Source organism: Agrobacterium sp. 6Ca8, from assembly GCF_055382765.1.
In genome coordinates, this window is record NZ_AP026433.1 from 2,241,485 (window position 1) to 2,259,865 (window position 18,381).

Genomic DNA, 18,381 nt, shown 5'->3' on the forward strand with positions numbered 1-18,381 from the left:
CGATCGCCGGAGTTCAGATCAGTTTGCGACTGCACCGACCTCGCGGTCCCAGCGTTCCAGCAGCGCCTTGCGCTTGGCCGGGTCGCCATAGGTCTTGAAGTCGTAGTCGATGAGCTTGATGTCCTCGAACTTCGGCGCTTCCTTCGGCACTTCCGCGGTCTTGTTGGATGGAAGCTGGAAGGACTTGGCGTCCTTCATGCGTGACTGGACCTCTGGTTTCAGCGCCCAGTCATACCAGGTCTTGGCATTTTCGAGGTTGCGGGCACCCTTGATGATCGACATGGAGCCAATTTCGTAGCCGGTACCTTCGCAGGGCGCGATGGACTTGACGGGGAAACCTTCCGCTGTCTGCGCCACGGCATCATGCATGAAGACGATGCCGAGTGCCGTCTCGCCACGCGCTGCCGCCTTCACCGGCGCGGATCCGGACTTGGTATATTGCGAGATGTTGGCGTTGAGCTTCTTCAGATAATCGATCGCCTGGTCTTCGCCCATGATCTGCACGAGCGAGGCAAGCGCCGTATAGGCTGTGCCCGAAGAGTTGGGATTGGCGATCTGGATTTCGCCCTTCAGTTCCGGTGCCAGCAGATCGGCCCAGCACTTCGGCTCCTTGTAACCCTTGGATTTGAAGATTTCGGTGTTGTAACCCCAGCCCAGCGCGCCGGCATAAACGCCGACGGTTCTGTAACCGGTGCTTTCCGCCTGTTTGACGGCCCAGTCCTGCAGCTGATCCAGCATCGGCGACTTGTATTCGAGCGTCAGGTTTTCGGAGGCCGCCTGCATGTGCGGATCGCCGGTGCCGGCCCACCAGATATCGGTCTTCGGGTTGCGGGCTTCCGCACGCACCTTGGCATAAGTTTCGCCGGAAGACAGGCGAACCATATTGACCTTGATGTCATGCGACTTTTCGAAGTCGCCCTTCATTTGTTCGCAGATGACGACATCGGCAGAGCATATCAGGTTAAGCTCGCCTGCCGCCTGCACCGATGTGGTGCCGAGTGCCGTACCGGCAAAAAGCAATGTGGAAAGTATCGTCAGTCGCATGGTTATCCTCCTGTAGCTTGCGTCTGAATGGTTCGGCAGTCCACAAACATGGCGCTGCCGGTCGCGGCATCTCGTGCTGCCACGCTGTCTGTCTTTTCGGTCTTGGATTGCTGACCCCTACTGGGTCGGGTGAATTTCGTTGTCGAAGCGGCTTAACAATCGACTTCGCTCTTCGGGTTGGCCAAAGGTGGCGAAGTCGTAATCCACCATCTTGATCATCGATATATCGGGCGCCGTCAGCGGCAATGTCGCCCGGGCGTTGGATGGCACCTGGTTCTGCCCCGCCTTTGCCCCGGTCGCCTGTCCTTCCGGGGTCAGCGCGAATTCAACGAAGGCCTGCGCAAGCGCATCGTTGTGGTTGCCCTTGACGATGCTGACCGCACCGATCTCGTAACCGGTTCCCTCGCAAGGGGCGACGATCACCAGCGGAAAGCCTTCGATCTTCTGTGTCACGGCGTCATGCATGAAGGAAATCCCGATCAGAACCTCCCCCCGCGCCGCCGCCTTTACGGGCGCCGAGCCGACCTTGGTGTAGCTCACCACATTCTGGTTAAGCTTGCCCATGAAACTGAAAGCCTCCTCCTCGCCAAAGAGCTGGACAAGCGTGGCAAGCATGGTGAAGGCCGTGCCCGAATAGTTCGGGTTGCCGGTCTGGATATGGCCGCGATAAATCTCCTTCGCCAGATCCTTCCAGCATGTCGGGGCCGGCAGATTGTTCTTGGCGAGCAGTTCCGAATTATAGGCAAAACCGAGCGCACCGGCATAGATTCCGGCCGATTTCGATCCCGACATCGCATTGAAATTCTGCGCCCATGGCAGCAGATCCTGCTGATGGGCGGGCTGATACTCTTCCAGAAGGCCTTCCGAACCCGCCTGCAAATGAGTGTCGCCTGTACCGCCCCACCAGACGTCGACTGTCGGATGGGCGCGTTCGGCACGAATCTGATCGAGGATTTCGCCGGTGCTCTTGCGAACCATCGAAATCTCGACCCCCATCCGCGCTTCGAAAGCCCGCTGCATGGTCACGCACCAAGCCTCGTCGACGCCGCACAGGACGTTCAACTTCGTCGCGGCCATGCCATGCCCTGCGCCGCACAGCCATAAGGCCATGCTCGCCGCAAGTGCGGTCAATGCTCTCAACTGAGCCTCCCTGCTTGGAACCTCCCCGTTCCAATCTCCGCCATTAGCATGTCACATCCTGACCGCACCGCAATCGAAGAATGGTTACCAATCTTTCCGAACAAGATTACAGATATTACAAATATGACAGGGCGGATAACCAGCTAGGCTTTGAAGATCGCGTCTGCCGCGCCTATGATGATGGCGGGAGGAATACGCAGTGCTTAATCAGAAGGTTCGCATTCTGATCGTCGAGGACGATCCGGATATGGCAGAGCTTATCTCGGACCTCGTCGAGGCGGAGGGCTGGCTGCCCACCTGCGCGCGCTCCGCCGAGGAAGCGGACGAGATATTGGCGAAGGACGTGATGCAGCTGGTGCTCGTGGACCACAACTTGCCCGGCACCTCCGGCCGCACCTTTGCCCAGAGACTACGCAGCAAGGTCGATATCGGCATCGTCATGGTAACGGCTGCCGGCAGCGCCGCCGACCGGGTTCTCGGCTTGGAAACAGCGGCCGACGATTATGTCGTCAAACCCTTCGAACCGATCGAACTCACGGCACGGATTAAGGCCGTTCTGCGCCGGACGATCCCCTCCTTAAAGCAGGAAAAGGACAGTGAGCGCGACCACGGCCGGGCAGCATTGCTCCTCAGCGACTGGGCGATTGATCTCAATGCCCGACAGGCGGTCTGCCTGACCGATCGCAGCAGAACGCTGACAAGTGCCGAATTCGCACTTCTGGAAATTCTGGCCGAAACGCCCAACCAGCCCGTCAGTCGCTCCCAGATCCTCGACAGGCTGGGCTCGGAAAGCGACCGCTATATCGATAGAAACGTCGATGTGCTGGTGCTGCGGCTGAGGCGCAAGATCGAGCGAAACCCCGATCTGCCGCGTCACATCAAGACGCGGCGCGGCAGGGGTTATGTGCTCCACACCGACGAGGGCGAGCTTTCTCCGTGATCAGCCGCTCCTTCCTTTCCTCGATCGCCTTTCGCCTGCCCTTTGCGATCGTCTTCATCTGCATCCTTGTCTTCAGCCTATCCGCCATCGCCATCTACGGCCTGCAACGCGCCCGCGATGAAATGGCCGCTTACGGCCTGCAGGCCTTTTCCAGCCTTGCCAAGGCATCGCTGGTTTCGCGGCAGGTCTCCGACCTCGTCTCGAGTGCACCTTTCCTGATGAATGCCGCCTCGCCCTATCGCGTCTCCAGCGAAAGCCGGTCCGTGGTCCAGCAGGTCGATATCCTGCTGGAGATGACAGGGCCAGGCAACGGTGATCGGGTCGCCCGCGGCTTTGCCAACGAGCGCATCGTCGAACTCCTTGAATTGATCAGAACACAGACGCTGGATCTGGCAAAGGATGCCGATGCGGCGCAGGGCCACAAGGCGGAAGCGGCAGCCGCGCTTGGCGAAATTGCCACGGGTCGCGGCATCACCGATCCCGAACTGCGCCGGCGGATGAACGGCATCGTGCAGGCCGCATCCGCATCCGACAGCCTCTTCCAGCTTGGTGAACTGCGCCGCCGCTATGTTGCCGAAACCACCGCGCGCCAGGAAGGTTATCCCGGAGAGCGGCTCCCCGTGGCCGAGCTGCGACCCTATGAGCGGGTCTTTGAAGCGCAGAGCCGTTACCTCTTGGAAATGTTTGCGATCCGCGCCTCGGTGTCGCGGCTTCACATTGTGTCGCGCGATCTGTCCCATGTCACCGAAACCCAGAGCGATGCGGTTGCCCGCAGCCTCAACGAGGATCTGATCTCGACCTCGGACGCTCTGAGCCGCCTATTGGTCATCGTCGCAGTCGCTTCGCTTCTGGTTCTGGTCATGGCAACATTCTCGATTCGATCGGTGATGCGTGTCTCACGCGGGATCGCGACGCTTTCCAACGGCATGAACGCGCTCGCCAAGGGTGAAAAGGATGTCGGCCCGCCATCCTACACCGGATCGGAGACGGAACTGATCCGCCTGCTCGATGCTTTCCGGGCTTTCCATGACAGCGTCGATCGTGTCTCCCGCCTGCGGCGCACGGCGGAAGCGGCGGCCCGAACCATCCGCTCGACCTTCCGCAACATGAATGAGGGAATAGCGCTGTTCGATCCGACCGGTCGGCCAATCACCATGAACCGCCGGATCATAGAACTTGTCGGTCGTTCCGGCTCGTCGCGTAAGCTGCCGCTTCGCCGTTTTGTCGAACCGATACCGGAGATCGATCCCACACTGTTCCCTTTCGAGAGCGGCCGAGGCGAGTTGATGGACCGGGCAGTGGTGCGCCATCGCACTGGAGATCAACGAGTGATCGAAGTATCGATGTCACGCCAGCCGGATGGCGGTATCGTGCTGCTCGCCCGGGATGTAACTTCTCTCGATCGTCAGGAGGCGGAGGCCGCAAAAGCCCAGAGGCTTGATGGCATCATGCGCATGACCCATCAGGTCAGTCATGAAGTGGGCAACATGATCGGCATCATCACCGGCAGCCTCGGCCTGCTGGAGCGCGAAACTGGTTTCAACGATCGCCAGAAACGCCACATCGCCCGCATCCGCAAGGCGGCGGATCGCGGCCGTTCTCTGGCCAGCAGCATGCTGACCATCGGCAGCCAGCAGCCCATTCATCCGAGCTGCATCAACGTCGCAAACCTGCTGCGCGGCATGGCCGATATCCTTGAGATTGCAGTCGGTCCGAAATGCCGGATTGCGCTGGAGATTGACGAGGATCTTCCCTCGATTGCGCTAGACCCTGCCCTCCTCGAGCAGTCCATCCTCAACCTTTGCCTGAATGCGGCAGCGGCCATGCCCGATGGTGGCCTGATCTCGATCAGCGCCGCTTCCGAGAAGGATGCACTTGTGATCGCGGTCACCGACGAGGGGGTCGGCATGACGCCCGAGGCGGTGGACAAGGCCTTCGAGCCCTATTTCACCACCCGGCAGGAACACGGCGGGGCAGGCCTCGGCCTTGCAATGGTCTACGGCTTCGTCCGGCAGAGCGGCGGCGAGGCGCATATCAGCTCGATGCCGGGCGATGGCGCAAGGGTACAACTGACTTTTCCGGTAGGCGCCGACCAAGTCCAGATTCGATAAGCCCCGAGAAGGCCTTCCAGGGGGAGAGGAATTCGTCAACCAATTGAGTTGTTAACTCCCGATCAACTCAGAATATTCACTGTCCGTTTCTTCCTGCTCTCTAGGATCACGCCATCCGAGTATGGGAAACAGTACCGTCGTGAAAAATCAACCAAAAGCTGAAGCCAGTGATCCGCAAGCGTACCTGACCGCGCGCCTTGCAACCGCACAGTCTCGTATCGAGAAGACCTTTCTCGAAGGCGGTTCCGTGCTCGTTTCAGTCATGGAGATCCTGAACCAGCTCATCACCATATTGGACCGCATGACGGATTCGATGGACGGCGATACCGCGGATGCGGCAATGGCCAACATGCAAAAGACCATTGAGGACATGGTCCGCCTGCCGGAAACCGAACAGTTGCGACAGGCCGCCTTCGTTGAAATGAGTTCCCTTTGCAAGTCTGCAAACGGCCATGTCGATGATATCCGCGAGACGATCCGTTACCTGAAAACCTTTGCGGTCACGGTAAAGATCACCGGCGCAGGCATTGCCGAATTTTCCTCCTTTGCCGAGGAAATCCGCGAACGCATCCATTTCGGCGGTACTGAAGTCGGCAAATTCGCGCAATATCTCGATCTCATGGACAAGCAGCTTGCCAGAGCGCGCGACGTCTCATCCGTCATCGGCGCCGATTTCGAAGCAACGATCCCAGGCATCGTCGGAGGTTTGAAGACAAATTCCGGTCGCATCGGCGAACAGCATCGCGCCATGACGGCCATGGCGGCCAAGGTGAAATCCGTCGCGCAGGGCGTGCAGGGCAAGATAGCGGCAACGCTGTCCTCCCTCCAGATCGGCGACATCACCCGCCAACGTGTCGAACATGTGCAGACGACACTCGCCCTGTTCAGCGATTATCTGAATTCCGAAGAGGCGCTGGCGTTAAATTCCGCCGAAATGGACGCTCTTTACGACACCGTTTTCGAGATGGTCAGCGCCCAGATCGACGAGATGGCAACCACCTTCCAGCAGGATTGCCGCAAGATTTTTGCAGGCATCTCAAGTTTCGCCGACGATGCCGCAACCATTCTTTCACTGCGCGACACCCTGGTGGAAGATGCTGCCAATGATGGCGGCAGCGCGTTGCAGCTGCTTGAGAAGGACATAGCAAAGGCGTGCGATCTGGCCGGGCGCGTTCAGGAAGGCATGGCGGATGCCAATGCGGTCGTCGCTTCCGTTACCGGTACCGCACAGGACCTGTTGCACGGCATTGAAGTGCTGCGCTCGATCAAGACTGAAATCCATTATATGGCGCTGAACTCAAACCTGCGCTGCTCGAAACTGGGCGACGAAGGCCGGTCGGTCAATGTCGTCAGCGGCGAGCTGCGGGTCTTTGCCGACAAGCTGGAAAGCCCGGCGGATTCGATCGTTGCCGATCTCCACCGGATCGAAAGCGTCATTACAAATCTGAAGACGGCTGAGAACCGGAGCGCCGGTGACCTGCGGGAACCATTGAACGAAGCACTGGAAGCCATAAGCCACGCCAAGGGTCAGATGGAAACCGGTCTTCAGGATCTCGCCACGGAAGGTCAGGCCGTTTTCAGCCGCATCAGTGCCGCCGTGATCAAGCTCGATTTCGAAAGCGAACTCGGCGATGTCCTGAAAGAATGCCATCACGTGGCAAGCGGGCTGGCCGCCGGCGGCGCCGGAGACATTTCCGGCTTCGCAGAGAAAATCCAGCCGTTTTCGACACGCATCTACAAGATCTACACGATGGCGCAGGAGCGCGACGTGCATCTTCGCTACTTGCCGGTCGATCTTGCGCCCGGGCAGAAAGCACCCGCCACCGTCGAAGATGACGACGATCTGTTTGCCGACGCGCTTTTCTAGAGCGTACCCGATCTAAACAGGATCGATGGGGCGCTTTTACTGCGCCGGGTTCCCGGCGTCAGGCCGCCTGCATCAGTTTGCCAGGGCTTTTCTTGCTGGAGGCCTCAAGGAGACGGAGAACCTCGGCGGCAAAAGCTTCGGCATTCTGCAGAGCCTTGTCGAGATTGCTGACATGGCCGGCTTTCATCATATGCAGGCATCCATCGAATTCGAACATATCGCGAAACGCAGAACGTTCGAAAATGGGCGTATCGAGAACACGTACATTCCTTTGCGCCAGCAGTTCCCGTGCGGCCAGAAGCGCGCGGGTCGTGACCAGCGGATTGACGCGGGTCAGCACGACGGAATGGTCGATCCGGATATTCGCCTTTTCATCGAGATAACGCAGCAGCTCCAGCACCTGCGCCCCGCCCTGCGCATCCATGGTGCTGCCCTGAACGGGTATCAGCACATGGTTGGAGAGACCTATCGCAGTCGCGAGCAGGGGCGATTGCGCACCGGGCAGGTCGATGATCACATGATCGAATGCACGGCGGCTGTCGATGACATGCTGCTGTAACGTCGCCGCCGTCACATAGGTGATGACTGAAAAATCGACACGCGCATCGGCCTTTTCACGCCAGCGGGAAATCCAGCGCTGTGGATCTGTATCGATGACGCAAACCCGCGATCCGCGACGCGCCAGTTCGGACGCCAGGAGAAGAACCGCCGTGGTTTTCCCGGCACCGCCCTTGGTGTTCGCGAAGGTGATAACTGGCATGGCATGATCCGGAAAACTGGGCGGAGACTGTCATGCCTCGCGGAACGCACCTGTCGCATGGTGTTGCCGCCATCATTGGCGAGTTTGGTTAATGCCGGGTAAAAAAGGGTCGCGCCATCAGCGGCGGCGGTCTTCGGCCTGAATTTCCAGCGCGATCCTGTCGAGTGGCAGAACCTTGTCGACACCGCCATGGGCGATCGCTTCCTTCGGCATGCCGAAGACAACAGAGGATGCTTCGTCCTGCGCCACCGTGAAGGCGCCGGCCTGATGCATCTCCAGCATGCCGCGTGCGCCATCATCACCCATGCCTGTCATGATGATGCCCATGGCGTTGGCACCGGCGGCACGCGCGGAAGAACGAAACAGAACGTCCACCGAAGGCCGGTGTCGCGAAACCAGTGGCCCGGTGCGGACCGAAACGCGATAACGTGCACCCTGCCGCTCCAGCAGCATATGTCTGTCGCCCGGCGCAATCAGCACATGGCCGCGCAGCACCGGATCGCCGTCCTCGGCCTCCTTGATCTCGACATCGCAGAGACTGTTCAGGCGTTTTGCAAATGCGGCGGTAAATTTTTCCGGCATATGCTGAACGATCACGATGCCGGGTGAATTGGCCGGCAGCCTCATCAGCATTGCGCGCAACGCTTCCGTGCCGCCGGTGGATGCACCGACACAGACCACCATTTCAGTGGTGCGTGCCATGGCCTTGCCCGAAGGCGGCGGCAACACGGCATCGGCGGTCAGCTTGGCCTGCGGACCGCTTGCGGCAGCCGAACGCAGCGCCGCCCGCGCATTGCCGACGCGGGCGTGCGCCGCACTTTTGACGACCTCGCAGATGCGCGTGGCCTGCTCCGCCAGATGATCGGCAGCGCCTATCCTCGGCTTGAGGATGATGTCGACCGCCCCCGCCTCCAGTGCCTGAAGCAGAGTTTCCGATCCGGCCTCGGTCAGCGACGAGCACATGACTACAGGGATCGGTTTCTGCGACATGATCTTGCGCAGGAAGGTGATGCCGTCCATGCGCGGCATTTCCACATCAAGCGTGATGACATCGGGAATTTCTTCCTGAATGCGCTTGGCCGCAACAAACGGATCGGCAGCGGCCCCGATCACCTCAATGCCGGGATCGCTTTCGAGAACCTCCGTCAGGGTCTGCCGGACGCTGGCGGAATCGTCGACGATGAGAACGCGGATTTTTTTCGACATGGCTCTCTGCCGCTATTGCTTCTTGAAAACGGTATTGGCGACCTGCCGCAGGGGCAGGTCGATACCGGTTATCGTTTCGGAATGACCGATGAAAAGGTAACCGCCCGGCACCAGGCGCTTGCACAATTGAGTCAGGACGTGCACCTGCGTTTTTTTATCAAAGTAGATGAGAACGTTACGGCAGAAGAGAAGGTGCACCGCATCGCCGATCTGGTAGGTCGGGTCCATGAGGTTGAGGCGGGCAAAACCGATCTTGGAACGCAGCCGCGGCACGATACGAACCTCCCGTCGTCCGGCATCGACCGACCGCATGACATATTTCCGCATCATGTCGGCCGGAACCGGTTCGAGCAGTTCACGGGCATAGATACCGCTATGGGCTTTCCTGAGCACATCAGTGGAAAGGTCGGTCGCAAGGATGCTGAAATTGTTGATGACCTGTTTCTCGGCCGCTTCGGCCAGCACCATCGCCATAGTATAGGGTTCCGCACCCGTCGAACAGGCGGAACTCCAGGCGCGGATACGCCCATGGCCTTCACCCGCAAGTGCAGGCAAAGCGAATTTCTCCATGTAGTCGAAATGGTTCGGCTCACGGAAAAAATCCGTCTTGTTAGTCGTCACCACGTCAATCAGGTAGATCGCTTCCTCTTCCAGCCCGTCTTCGCGGAAGAGGAAATTGCAATATTGAGCGAAGGTGGCATGCCCCGTGGCGCGAAGGCGCTTGCGCAGACGCCCTTCCAGCATGGTGCGCTTGCTGTCCGGCATCTTTATGCCGCTGTAATTGTAGATGTATTCGGCGAGCAGCCGGAAATCCCGCTGACTCAGGCCATCATGCGCGGAGCTGGGAGCAATGGAGGCATCCACGGAAGGGGCTCTCCTCATGCCGCCTGAACCGGTGTGCCGCCCTGCCGGGCAATGGCATTTTCTTCGTTCGAGAAAAGCTTTGCAAGATCGATGATGACGACGAAATCACCTTCCCGGCGAACCACACCTGCAATGTAGTCGGAGTTCCAGTGAACGCCGATATCGGGTGCCGTTTCCATCTGGTCGCGACGGAACGGCGTCACCTCGAATACCTTGTCCGCCACGAGACCTATCGCCAGCGTGCGGGATGGAAACGGAATATCCAGCACCAGCACGCGGGTATGGGGTGTCCGCACGCTGCGGCTCATTCCGAGCCGCAGCCGCAGATCGATGATGGGCACACCCTGCCCGCGCACATCTCTCAGACCCAGCAGATATTCAGGACTATGCGGAATCTTGAACGTGTCCTCATAGTCGAGGATTTCACGGACGACCGCGACGGATACCGCAAAGACCTCCTCACCGAGGCTGAATGTCACGAACTGGCCTTCTGAAGATGTGCTGGTCATGGTCAGGCGCTTTCGCGGAAATCCGCGTCGTCAGCATCGGGACCGCCCATGGACATATCCAGTGCGAAACCTTTGACGCGGGCTTGCTGGGCGCTGACGGTGTTGCCCGTCTGCGGTTTGCGAACGGGGGCCGGCTTCATCGCCGGACGCGTCGCAGCAGGCTTTGCGGCAGGCCGATGTGCAGCCTGTGCGGGGCGCGACGAGACGCTTGAGGCATCCACCTTGAAGAAGGCGATACTGCTCTGCAACTCTTCGGCCTGTGCGGCCAGCTCTTCCGAAGTCGCCGACATTTCCTCCGAAGCGCCGGAGTTCTGCTGCGTCACCTTGTCAAGCTGCTGGATTGCCTCGTTGATCTGGGAGGCGCCGATATCCTGCTCACGGCAGGCGGCGGAGATTTCGGCAACCAGCTCGGCGGTCTTGCGAATGTCCGGCACCAGACGGTTCAGCATGTCGCCCGCTTCGGTTGCCACCTGCACGGTCTCGCCGGAAAGCGAGCTGATCTCGCTGGCAGCAGCCTGGCTGCGTTCGGCGAGCTTGCGCACTTCCGATGCCACGACAGCAAAACCCTTGCCGTGTTCCCCAGCGCGCGCCGCCTCAACGGCGGCGTTCAGCGCCAGAAGATCGGTCTGGCGTGCAATTTCCTGCACGATGGAAATCTTCTCGGCGATGGTGCGCATGGCGACCACAGCGCGGTTGACGGCTTCACCGCTGGCTTCGGCGTCCTTGGACGACTGACGCGCGATCTTTTCCGTTTGCGCGGCATTGTCGGCATTCTGCTTGATGTTGGCAGCCATCTCTTCCATCGAGGCCGAGGCCTCTTCGGCAGACGATGCCTGCTCGGTCGCGCCCTGGCTCAGCTGTTCGGAGCTGGCCGACAGTTCCTGGCTGCCGGAGGACACATTGTCGGAAGCGGAAAGCGCATCGGCGACAATGCCACGCAGGCGCTCAACCATCCGTTCCAGCGCAAGGCCGAGAGTATCCCTGTCGGACAGGGGTTTCGGCATGACGGTAAGATCGCCATCCGCAATCCGGTCGGCAATGCCTGCCGTATTGCGCAGATTGCCCGTCATCGTGTTGATGCGCGCAACGAGATCCTTGATCTCGTCATTGGTCTTGATCTCGACATTCTGATCGAGATCGCCGATCGCAACCGCCTCAGCCACGGTCATGATCTTGCGCAATCCGCTGCTGATGCCGAGCGCGATCCAGAATGCTGTCGCGATGGCGATGAGTACGGCAACGACCGATGCACTGACCAGCAGGGTGCGGGTCTGCTCATAGTCATCAGCCGCCAATTGCTTCGATTCTTCAAGACGGTCGCGGTTCATCTTGACGCCCTCGCCCAGTTTCCCGGTCAGGGCATTGGCAGCGTCACGGCCCTTGCCGGACGAGTACGACGCGGCGAGCGACGTATTACCCTGCGCAACCAGTTCCCGGACGTGATCATCACTGGCCTCGAAAGCCTTGGTGATGGCCTGCAGATCCGTCCAGAACGCACGCGTCTCGGCGCTGGCGGTGGCTGCCATATCATTCAGCATGGCCGTCAACTGGTCGCGACTTTCGTTACCGGCCGCCTTGAAAAGCTGGGTTTCCTCCGGCGAGGCAGCAAGGATGATATTCTTCTGCGACCGGACAGTTGCCAGCGCCAGTGCGTTCATCTGGTGAACCTTGTCGAGGCGCACGACAGTGCCATCGACCACATCGTCCATAGCATTCTTGGCGATACCGAGGCTGTAGATGCCGTAGCCGGCCGTTCCGGCAAGCATCAGGATCAGAAAGCCGAAGGCAACCGCCAGCTTCATCTTGATTGTAAATCGCATCTCAATGCTCCTTGGAAAGTTCGATGACGTTGCCACGCGCGCCGGACGAAACCGGTCCGGACTCGCGATGCCCCGTGAAAATTGCTGTCAGATTTGGAAGAATGACGAACTCGCTGCCGCGTTTGATGAGGCAATGGATGTAATCCGCCCGCCACCGCATGCCGACGCTCGGCGGCGGTTCGCTGGCTGCCCGGCTGAACGTGGTCACCTCGTTGACCTTATCGGTCCTGATGCCGATCAATGCCGGCTCGCCATCAAACGGCAGTTCTATGACGACGATACGGCTATCAATGGTTCGCTCGGTGGCTTCCATGCCAAAGGCAAGACGGATATCGGCCAGAGGGATGACCTTGCCCCGGAAGTTGATAACACTCGCCACGAAGGCTTTCGCACCGGGAACGGCGGTTTCGGGCAGAAGATCCAGAATTTCCCTAACCTTCACCGCCTCGATGGCGAAGGTCTCGCCCGCGATGTTGAAGGTCAGAACTTCCACGGCGTCGGACACGCCCCAAAATTCGTCCGTCTGCTTCAAGAGAGACTGGTTCATCCCGCGGCCCGCAATCGCGCCTCCTGCTGTTGCCCCGCCATCACCAGATGTGCGACATCGAGGATAAGGGCGACATTGCCGTCACCGAGGATGGTCGCGCCGGAGAATGTCGCGACATCATGGTGCAGTTTCGACATGGCCTTGATGACCGTCTGGTGGTCACCGATGATCTGGTCGACCACAAGCCCGACCCGCTCGGAGCCGGTGGAAATGACGACGATCTTCTGGAACTGATCCGGCTTGGTTCCGGTGTTGAACAATTCGCGCAGGCGAATGAAGGGAACGAGGCTCTCTCGCAGTGAAATGAAGGACCGGCCCCGCGAACGAATATCGTCGTCAGGCGACAGTTCGAGGCATTCCTCCACCGCCGGCAGCGGAATGACGTAACAACCATTGCCGACCCGCACCAGCAGGCCGTCGATGATGGCCAGAGTCAACGGGATCGCCAGCGAAACTTCCGAACCCGCGCCCGGCATGCTGGTAACGCTGATCGTGCCGCGAAGGGCCTCGACACTCTTCTTCACCACATCCATGCCGACACCACGGCCGGAAAGACTGGTAACTTCAGAGGCTGTCGAAAAGCCCGGCTGGAAGATCATCTGCAGCAGTTCCTGATCGCTGACCTGCGCGTTCGGAGCCAAAAGGCCGGAAGCCTCAGCTTTTGCCCGGACGCGCTGGCGATCGATGCCACGGCCATCGTCACGGATGGTGATGGTCACATCACCGCCCGACTGGCGGGCAATGAGGGTGATCCGCCCCGTCGCCGGTTTTCCGGCCGCCACACGCTCATCGCTTTTTTCGAGGCCATGGTCGCAGGAGTTACGGACAAGGTGCACGAGGGGATCAGCCAGGCGTTCGATCACCGCCTTGTCGACCTCTGTGCCTTCGCCCTCGGTCTCCAGCTCGATCTGTTTGCCCGTTTCCCGCGCCAGGTCATGGATCAGACGGCGGAACCGACCAAAAAGCTGGGCGATCGGCACCATTCGCAGGACCATCATCGTATCGCGAAGTTCTCCGGAAAGACGCTCGACATCCTCCGAAACAGAGCGCAAAAGAATATCGACGCTGCTACCCGCCAGCTGCGAAAGTCGGGACTGGGCAATGACGAGTTCACCGACCCGATCCATCAACTCGTCAAGTCTTTCAGCAGGCACCCGCACGTTTTCGGCCGCCTTGCCGCCCTTCGGATCGGCGGCGACCTTTCTGGCTTCCGGCAGGATTTCGGAAACGGGGAGCTCTTCTTCGACAACCGCTTCGATTGCGCGGATATCGATCTCCATGTCATCCATCACGAAGATGAAAACGTCGTCGATTGCCGATTGCGGCTGCTCGGTCGTCAGCCGGACTGTCCAGCCCAGATGGAGATCGCTCGGATTGAGTGCATCGAGAGACGGCACCGTCGAGGTGTCGGCAACGATTTCACAATCGCCGAGTTCGGCCAGCTCATCGAGAAGACCAAGGGGATTGGTTCCGTTTGCCATGGCATTGACGGGCAACCGGAACCGGATTTCCCAGGTGGCGGCTTTTGCCTTTGCCTGCTTCCTGGCGAGATTCTGCGCCGGAACATGTGTCAGGACACCGCCATCGCCACGAGTGCCGACTGCCGCACGAAGCTTGGCGAGCAGCTGCTCTCCAACATCACCCTGCACACCGTGCGGATTGTCGACCAGCGCCTGCATATGATCCTGCGCTTCAAGAACGGCTGCGACCAGTTCGCTGGTTGCCGGAACCTCGCCCTTGCGCACCCGGTCAAAGGCGGTTTCGCAATGGTGGGTGAAAGCGGCAAGCGCCTCGAACCCGAACATTGCCCCGGACCCCTTCAATGTATGCAGTCCGCGGAAAACGGCGTCGATCTGATCCTGATCGGTCAAATCGTGAAGCAGATCGAGAAGGCCACCCTCGATTTGCTCGAAAAGCTCCGCAGCCTCCGTTCTGAAAACCTGAATAGGGTCCAGCGTCGTCATTTTCCGAGGACCTTTCTGACGATCTTGACCAGATGTTCGGCATCGAAGGGCTTGGTCAGCCAGCCGGTGGCACCGGCGGCCTTGGCGCGCGCCTTCATGTCCGCATCGGATTCCGTCGTCAAAAAGATGATCGGAATGCCGGTATGAGCCGGAGATTGCCGAAGCGCCTCAATCATCTCGAGACCATTCATGTTCGGCATGTTGAGATCAGTGACGATGAGGTCAAAATTCGCGGCCTTCGCCTTGGCAAGACCGTCCTGCCCATCAACGGCCTCGGTAATCTGGTAGCCCGCGCCTGTGAGGGCGATCTTCGTCGTCATGCGAATGCTGGCGGAATCGTCGACCGTTAAAATATGTGCGCTCATGATATGTCCTTTCCATGCAACCAGAACTGGCGGGAGGTTTCATCCATCCGCGACAGGAAACCGCCCCGCCGCAATGTCTGCAAAACCTGACCGTCAGCCGGCTCTTTCAATGTTATCGTCTTGTTGTTCTGCGCCGCGAAATTGCGCGAGGCTTCCATCAGCTGCACGAAGCTCAAATCCGCATCCGCATCCTTGGGCACCTCGACCACCAGCCTGTCGGTGTCTTTGAGACGGTCGAGAAGAAGACCGTGTGCCGGCGCAATCGACCGTATGGAAAGCGCTTGCGGCATCTTCAGTGTGTCGTTCGTGGTTTCATCAAACATGGGGAGTCTCCCGAACGGCTGCGGCTTGCATGCCGCCATCCGCCCTGATCGGTTGTTCTTCCGGTGTTTCGAGGCTCGGCACTTCGATCTCCAGAACGCCGTGGCCCGTCATGAGCCTCTCGATCAGCGTCCATTGGCGCTGGAACGCCGCGACGCAAGCGGGATCGAAATGGCTGCCGCTCTGCGCGACAACATGCGCATAGGCCTCTTGGGTCGACCACGCCATCTTGTAAGGGCGCTCGGAGCAGAGAGCCTCAAAGACGTCCGCAATGGCGACGATACGGGCTTCCAGCGGAATGCCATCGCCCGACAAGCCGTGCGGATATCCCGTTCCATCCCATTTTTCGTGATGGCCACCTGCAATCGCCTCGGCTATGCGCAGCAGGTCGGATGAACCGTTTTCGAGAATCTGCACACCGATACCGACATGTTTTCGCATTTCGGTAATCTCATCAGGCGTCAGGCGACCCGGCTTCAGCAGCACGCTGTCGGAAATTCCGATCTTGCCGACATCGTGCAAGGGTGCCGCGAGATAGATCATGCGGCAATGCTCGTCATCGAGGCCGAGATCCTTTGCCATCAGCATGCTGATTTGCGCGACGCGGGAAATATGGTCGCCGGTGTGGCCGTCGCGGAATTCGATGGCCCGCGCCAGGCGCCAGATGATTTCTTCTTCGCGGGCCGCGAGTTGCCGGGTGGCCTTGCGCACCTCATCCACAAGGCTGCGCGCCTGTCCGGCAAGATCGCGCTGCGCCTTGCGCAAGGCGAGAAGGTTGCGCACCCGCGCCTTCAGCTCCACCGGGTCAAAGGGCTTGTGGATGAATTCCGTGACACCGCTCTCTATCGCTTCGATAAGGACAGGCCGGCCTCTTTCCGATGTGATCATGATGACAGGCACATGCGCGAAATGCTCATACGTATTCAGTGCCTTGAGGAGCTGTATGCCGTTATATTTCGGCATCGTATAATCCACCACAAGCAGATCGACCGCATTGTTGCGGCAGAATTCCAACGCCTCCGTGGGATCGGTGAAGCCCACGATGGTGCCGACATCCGGAAGCCCGCGGACCGTCGCTTTCAGGGCAACAAGAATCGACTTGCTGTCATCGACCAATACGATTTGCACTTGTCCTCGCTATCATTGGATTGCGGGCGAATAGACGCGCGAACTCCTCGGCTTTCACCGAACGAATTCTACGGATCTGGAAACATTTTTTTGGGAAAAGACGACCGCGTCATGTGGTCATGAAAATGAAGCGCCTGCGCGAAATTCGCCTGAGAAGACAACTTCTTATATGAATAAATTGACCAGATGTTGGTTAACAGCGACTTAAGTGTGACTTATGAATACTTATAGTGAAGCGCCATCATCAGGCCTTCCAACGGGAATGTGATCCCGTGGCGTGGCGCCGCAGCCTCTCGGGCTGATGCGCAGACGCGCCACTAATCCTTGTTAGTATTTCTAACCTACGGAGAAGATTTCGGCCGATTGTTGCAGCGTTGATCCTCGAATAGCCTGAGACCAGAATTGGTATCAGGCAAAAGAGGGAACGATGTCGAAACGGCAGGACAAGATCAAGCTCGGAACCTTTGTTTACACGTTCGGCTTCCATGCAGCCGCATGGCGGCACCCGGCAAGCAAGGTAACCGCAGCAACCGACTTCAGCCACATGTTGAATGTGGCCAGAATTTCTGAAGCTGCCAAATTCGATTTCATGTTCCTCGCCGATTCCGCTGCGGCTGCCGTTGGTGACCCCGACGCCTTGGCGCGCAGCCCGACCAAGCAGAACCGGTTCGAACCGCTTTCTCTCATCTCGGCACTTTCGGTGATGACGGAAAGACTGGGTTTGGTCTCGACGGTATCGACGAGCTATTATGAACCCTTCAATGTCGCCCGGATTTTCGCGTCTATCGATCAGCTGAGCCGGGGACGCGCCTGCTGGAATGTCGTCACCTCCGATCATGACGAGACCGGCTACAACTTCAATCGTCAGGGTCTCGATCCTCACGCCGTCCGTTACGAGCGCGCGCAGGAATTCATCGACGTAGTGTTCGGCCTATGGGACAGCTTTGAACGCGACGCCTTGCTGCTCGATCGCGAAAGCGGCGTTTATTATGACAAGGACAAGCACCATACCCTCAATCATGTCGGCAAGCATTTTCAGGTGCGCGGCCCGCTCAACATTGCGCCTTCCGAGCAGGGGCGGCCTGTTATTGCTCAGGCCGGCGGCTCCGAGGCCGGAATGAACCTTGCTGCACGGACGTCGGAAATCGTCTTCAGCCTGGCATCCAACATCGAGAGCAACAGGGCTTTCTATCAGAACGTCAAAGGACGTATGCCGGCATTCGGTCGCGATCCCGAAGATCTCAAGGTCATGCCGGGAATTGTCGTCAATGTTGGGGAGACCGAGGCCGAGGCGAAGGCAAAAGTCGATTTTCTCATCGACAGCCTGCATCCGGACGTGGGTCGGTTGATGCTTTCGGAGTTCCTCGAAGCCGACCTTCGTGGCGTTCCCCTCGATCAACCATTTCCGATGGACCGGCTGCCCGCCGAGCCGAAAGGCTCGCGCAAGATGTTTGACCAGCTCGTCGAGTTCGTCAAACAAGGACAGACAGTGGGACAATTGATCCGCCACTACGCAGAACGCCACACCGGAAACGGAATAACCGGGACACCAAAACAGATCGCAGACTACATGGAAGAGTGGTTCGAAACCCGTGCCGCCGACGGTTTTATTCTTATGTTCCCGACACTTCCCGCAAGTCTGGAAGATTTCGTCCGCCTTGTCTTGCCGGAGTTGCGGCGGCGCGGACTGTTTCGTGAGGAATATGAAGGATCGACGCTGCGCGAGAACCTGGGGCTTTCGATGCCTGCCAACCGTTACACGGCCGCCAAAGGCGATAAAGAGCGCATCTGAAGG

General features: G+C 59.1%; 16 protein-coding genes. 4 read left to right on the forward strand and 12 right to left on the reverse strand.

The genetic code is table 11. The features are described 5' to 3' along the window. Positions 1-18 precede the first annotated feature (18 nt). Both ACZ5A6_RS11090 and ACZ5A6_RS11095 read right to left on the reverse strand, forming a co-directional pair. Positions 19-1,044, reverse strand: coding sequence for an ABC transporter substrate-binding protein (locus tag ACZ5A6_RS11090; RefSeq protein WP_003514162.1), 1,026 nt, complete (start codon positions 1,042-1,044; stop codon positions 19-21). 117 nt (positions 1,045-1,161) lie between these two features. Next, on the reverse strand, positions 1,162-2,154 hold the full coding sequence (locus ACZ5A6_RS11095; protein ID WP_035251897.1) for an ABC transporter substrate-binding protein: 993 nt from the start codon (positions 2,152-2,154) through the stop codon (positions 1,162-1,164). A gap of 229 nt (positions 2,155-2,383) precedes the next feature. Between ACZ5A6_RS11095 and ACZ5A6_RS11100 the strand changes: the two genes are divergently transcribed. The 3 genes from ACZ5A6_RS11100 (at position 2,384) to ACZ5A6_RS11110 (ending at position 7,102) form a co-directional block, all read left to right on the forward strand. Beyond that, positions 2,384-3,124 (forward strand): response regulator transcription factor, encoded by a 741-nt coding sequence (locus tag ACZ5A6_RS11100; RefSeq protein ID WP_003514167.1) that lies wholly within the window; start codon positions 2,384-2,386, stop codon positions 3,122-3,124. Then, positions 3,121-5,235, forward strand: coding sequence for a sensor histidine kinase (locus ACZ5A6_RS11105; RefSeq protein ID WP_333703910.1), 2,115 nt, complete (start codon positions 3,121-3,123; stop codon positions 5,233-5,235). The genes ACZ5A6_RS11100 and ACZ5A6_RS11105 overlap by 4 nt, the downstream gene beginning before the upstream one ends. A 139-nt stretch (positions 5,236-5,374) precedes the next feature. After that, a complete protein-coding gene (locus ACZ5A6_RS11110; protein WP_174060959.1) occupies positions 5,375-7,102 on the forward strand; it encodes a chemotaxis protein in 1,728 nt (575 codons plus the stop codon). A 58-nt stretch (positions 7,103-7,160) separates the two neighbouring features. On the opposite strand, the gene ACZ5A6_RS11115 is transcribed toward ACZ5A6_RS11110, so the two are convergent. The 10 genes from ACZ5A6_RS11115 to ACZ5A6_RS11160 form a co-directional block, all read right to left on the reverse strand. After that, on the reverse strand, positions 7,161-7,862 hold the full coding sequence (locus ACZ5A6_RS11115; protein ID WP_013636809.1) for a ParA family protein: 702 nt from the start codon (positions 7,860-7,862) through the stop codon (positions 7,161-7,163). Between the two features lie 117 nt (positions 7,863-7,979). Next, complete coding sequence (locus tag ACZ5A6_RS11120; RefSeq protein ID WP_149910924.1) at positions 7,980-9,068, reverse strand: protein-glutamate methylesterase/protein-glutamine glutaminase; 1,089 nt, start codon at positions 9,066-9,068, stop codon at positions 7,980-7,982. Between the two features lie 12 nt (positions 9,069-9,080). Then, entirely contained in the window at positions 9,081-9,950 is an 870-nt protein-coding gene (locus ACZ5A6_RS11125; protein WP_464110940.1) for a CheR family methyltransferase, read from the reverse strand. Further along, a complete protein-coding gene (locus ACZ5A6_RS11130; protein WP_003514179.1) occupies positions 9,947-10,441 on the reverse strand; it encodes a chemotaxis protein CheW in 495 nt (164 codons plus the stop codon). The genes ACZ5A6_RS11125 and ACZ5A6_RS11130 overlap by 4 nt, the downstream gene beginning before the upstream one ends. 2 nt (positions 10,442-10,443) lie before the next feature. Further along, positions 10,444-12,261 (reverse strand): methyl-accepting chemotaxis protein, encoded by a 1,818-nt coding sequence (locus ACZ5A6_RS11135; protein WP_111804635.1) that lies wholly within the window; start codon positions 12,259-12,261, stop codon positions 10,444-10,446. 1 nt (position 12,262) lies between these two features. Beyond that, positions 12,263-12,808 (reverse strand): chemotaxis protein CheW, encoded by a 546-nt coding sequence (locus ACZ5A6_RS11140; protein ID WP_111783443.1) that lies wholly within the window; start codon positions 12,806-12,808, stop codon positions 12,263-12,265. After that, positions 12,805-14,772 carry a chemotaxis protein CheA gene (locus ACZ5A6_RS11145; protein ID WP_141193386.1) on the reverse strand — a complete coding sequence of 656 codons (1,968 nt, stop codon included), beginning with the start codon at positions 14,770-14,772 and terminating at the stop codon, positions 12,805-12,807. Before ACZ5A6_RS11145 ends, ACZ5A6_RS11140 begins: the two co-directional genes overlap by 4 nt. Beyond that, on the reverse strand, positions 14,769-15,137 hold the full coding sequence (locus ACZ5A6_RS11150; protein WP_013636814.1) for a response regulator: 369 nt from the start codon (positions 15,135-15,137) through the stop codon (positions 14,769-14,771). Before ACZ5A6_RS11150 ends, ACZ5A6_RS11145 begins: the two co-directional genes overlap by 4 nt. Continuing rightward, a complete protein-coding gene (locus ACZ5A6_RS11155; protein WP_112752016.1) occupies positions 15,134-15,460 on the reverse strand; it encodes a hypothetical protein in 327 nt (108 codons plus the stop codon). The genes ACZ5A6_RS11150 and ACZ5A6_RS11155 overlap by 4 nt, the downstream gene beginning before the upstream one ends. Beyond that, entirely contained in the window at positions 15,453-16,586 is a 1,134-nt protein-coding gene (locus ACZ5A6_RS11160; RefSeq protein ID WP_321186278.1) for an HD domain-containing phosphohydrolase, read from the reverse strand. Before ACZ5A6_RS11160 ends, ACZ5A6_RS11155 begins: the two co-directional genes overlap by 8 nt. A 427-nt stretch (positions 16,587-17,013) precedes the next feature. On the opposite strand from ACZ5A6_RS11160, the gene ACZ5A6_RS11165 reads away from it, so the two are divergent. Beyond that, positions 17,014-18,378, forward strand: a complete 1,365-nt coding sequence (locus ACZ5A6_RS11165; RefSeq protein WP_080797690.1) for an LLM class flavin-dependent oxidoreductase — start codon at positions 17,014-17,016, stop codon at positions 18,376-18,378. The last annotated feature ends 3 nt before the right edge of the window (positions 18,379-18,381 follow it).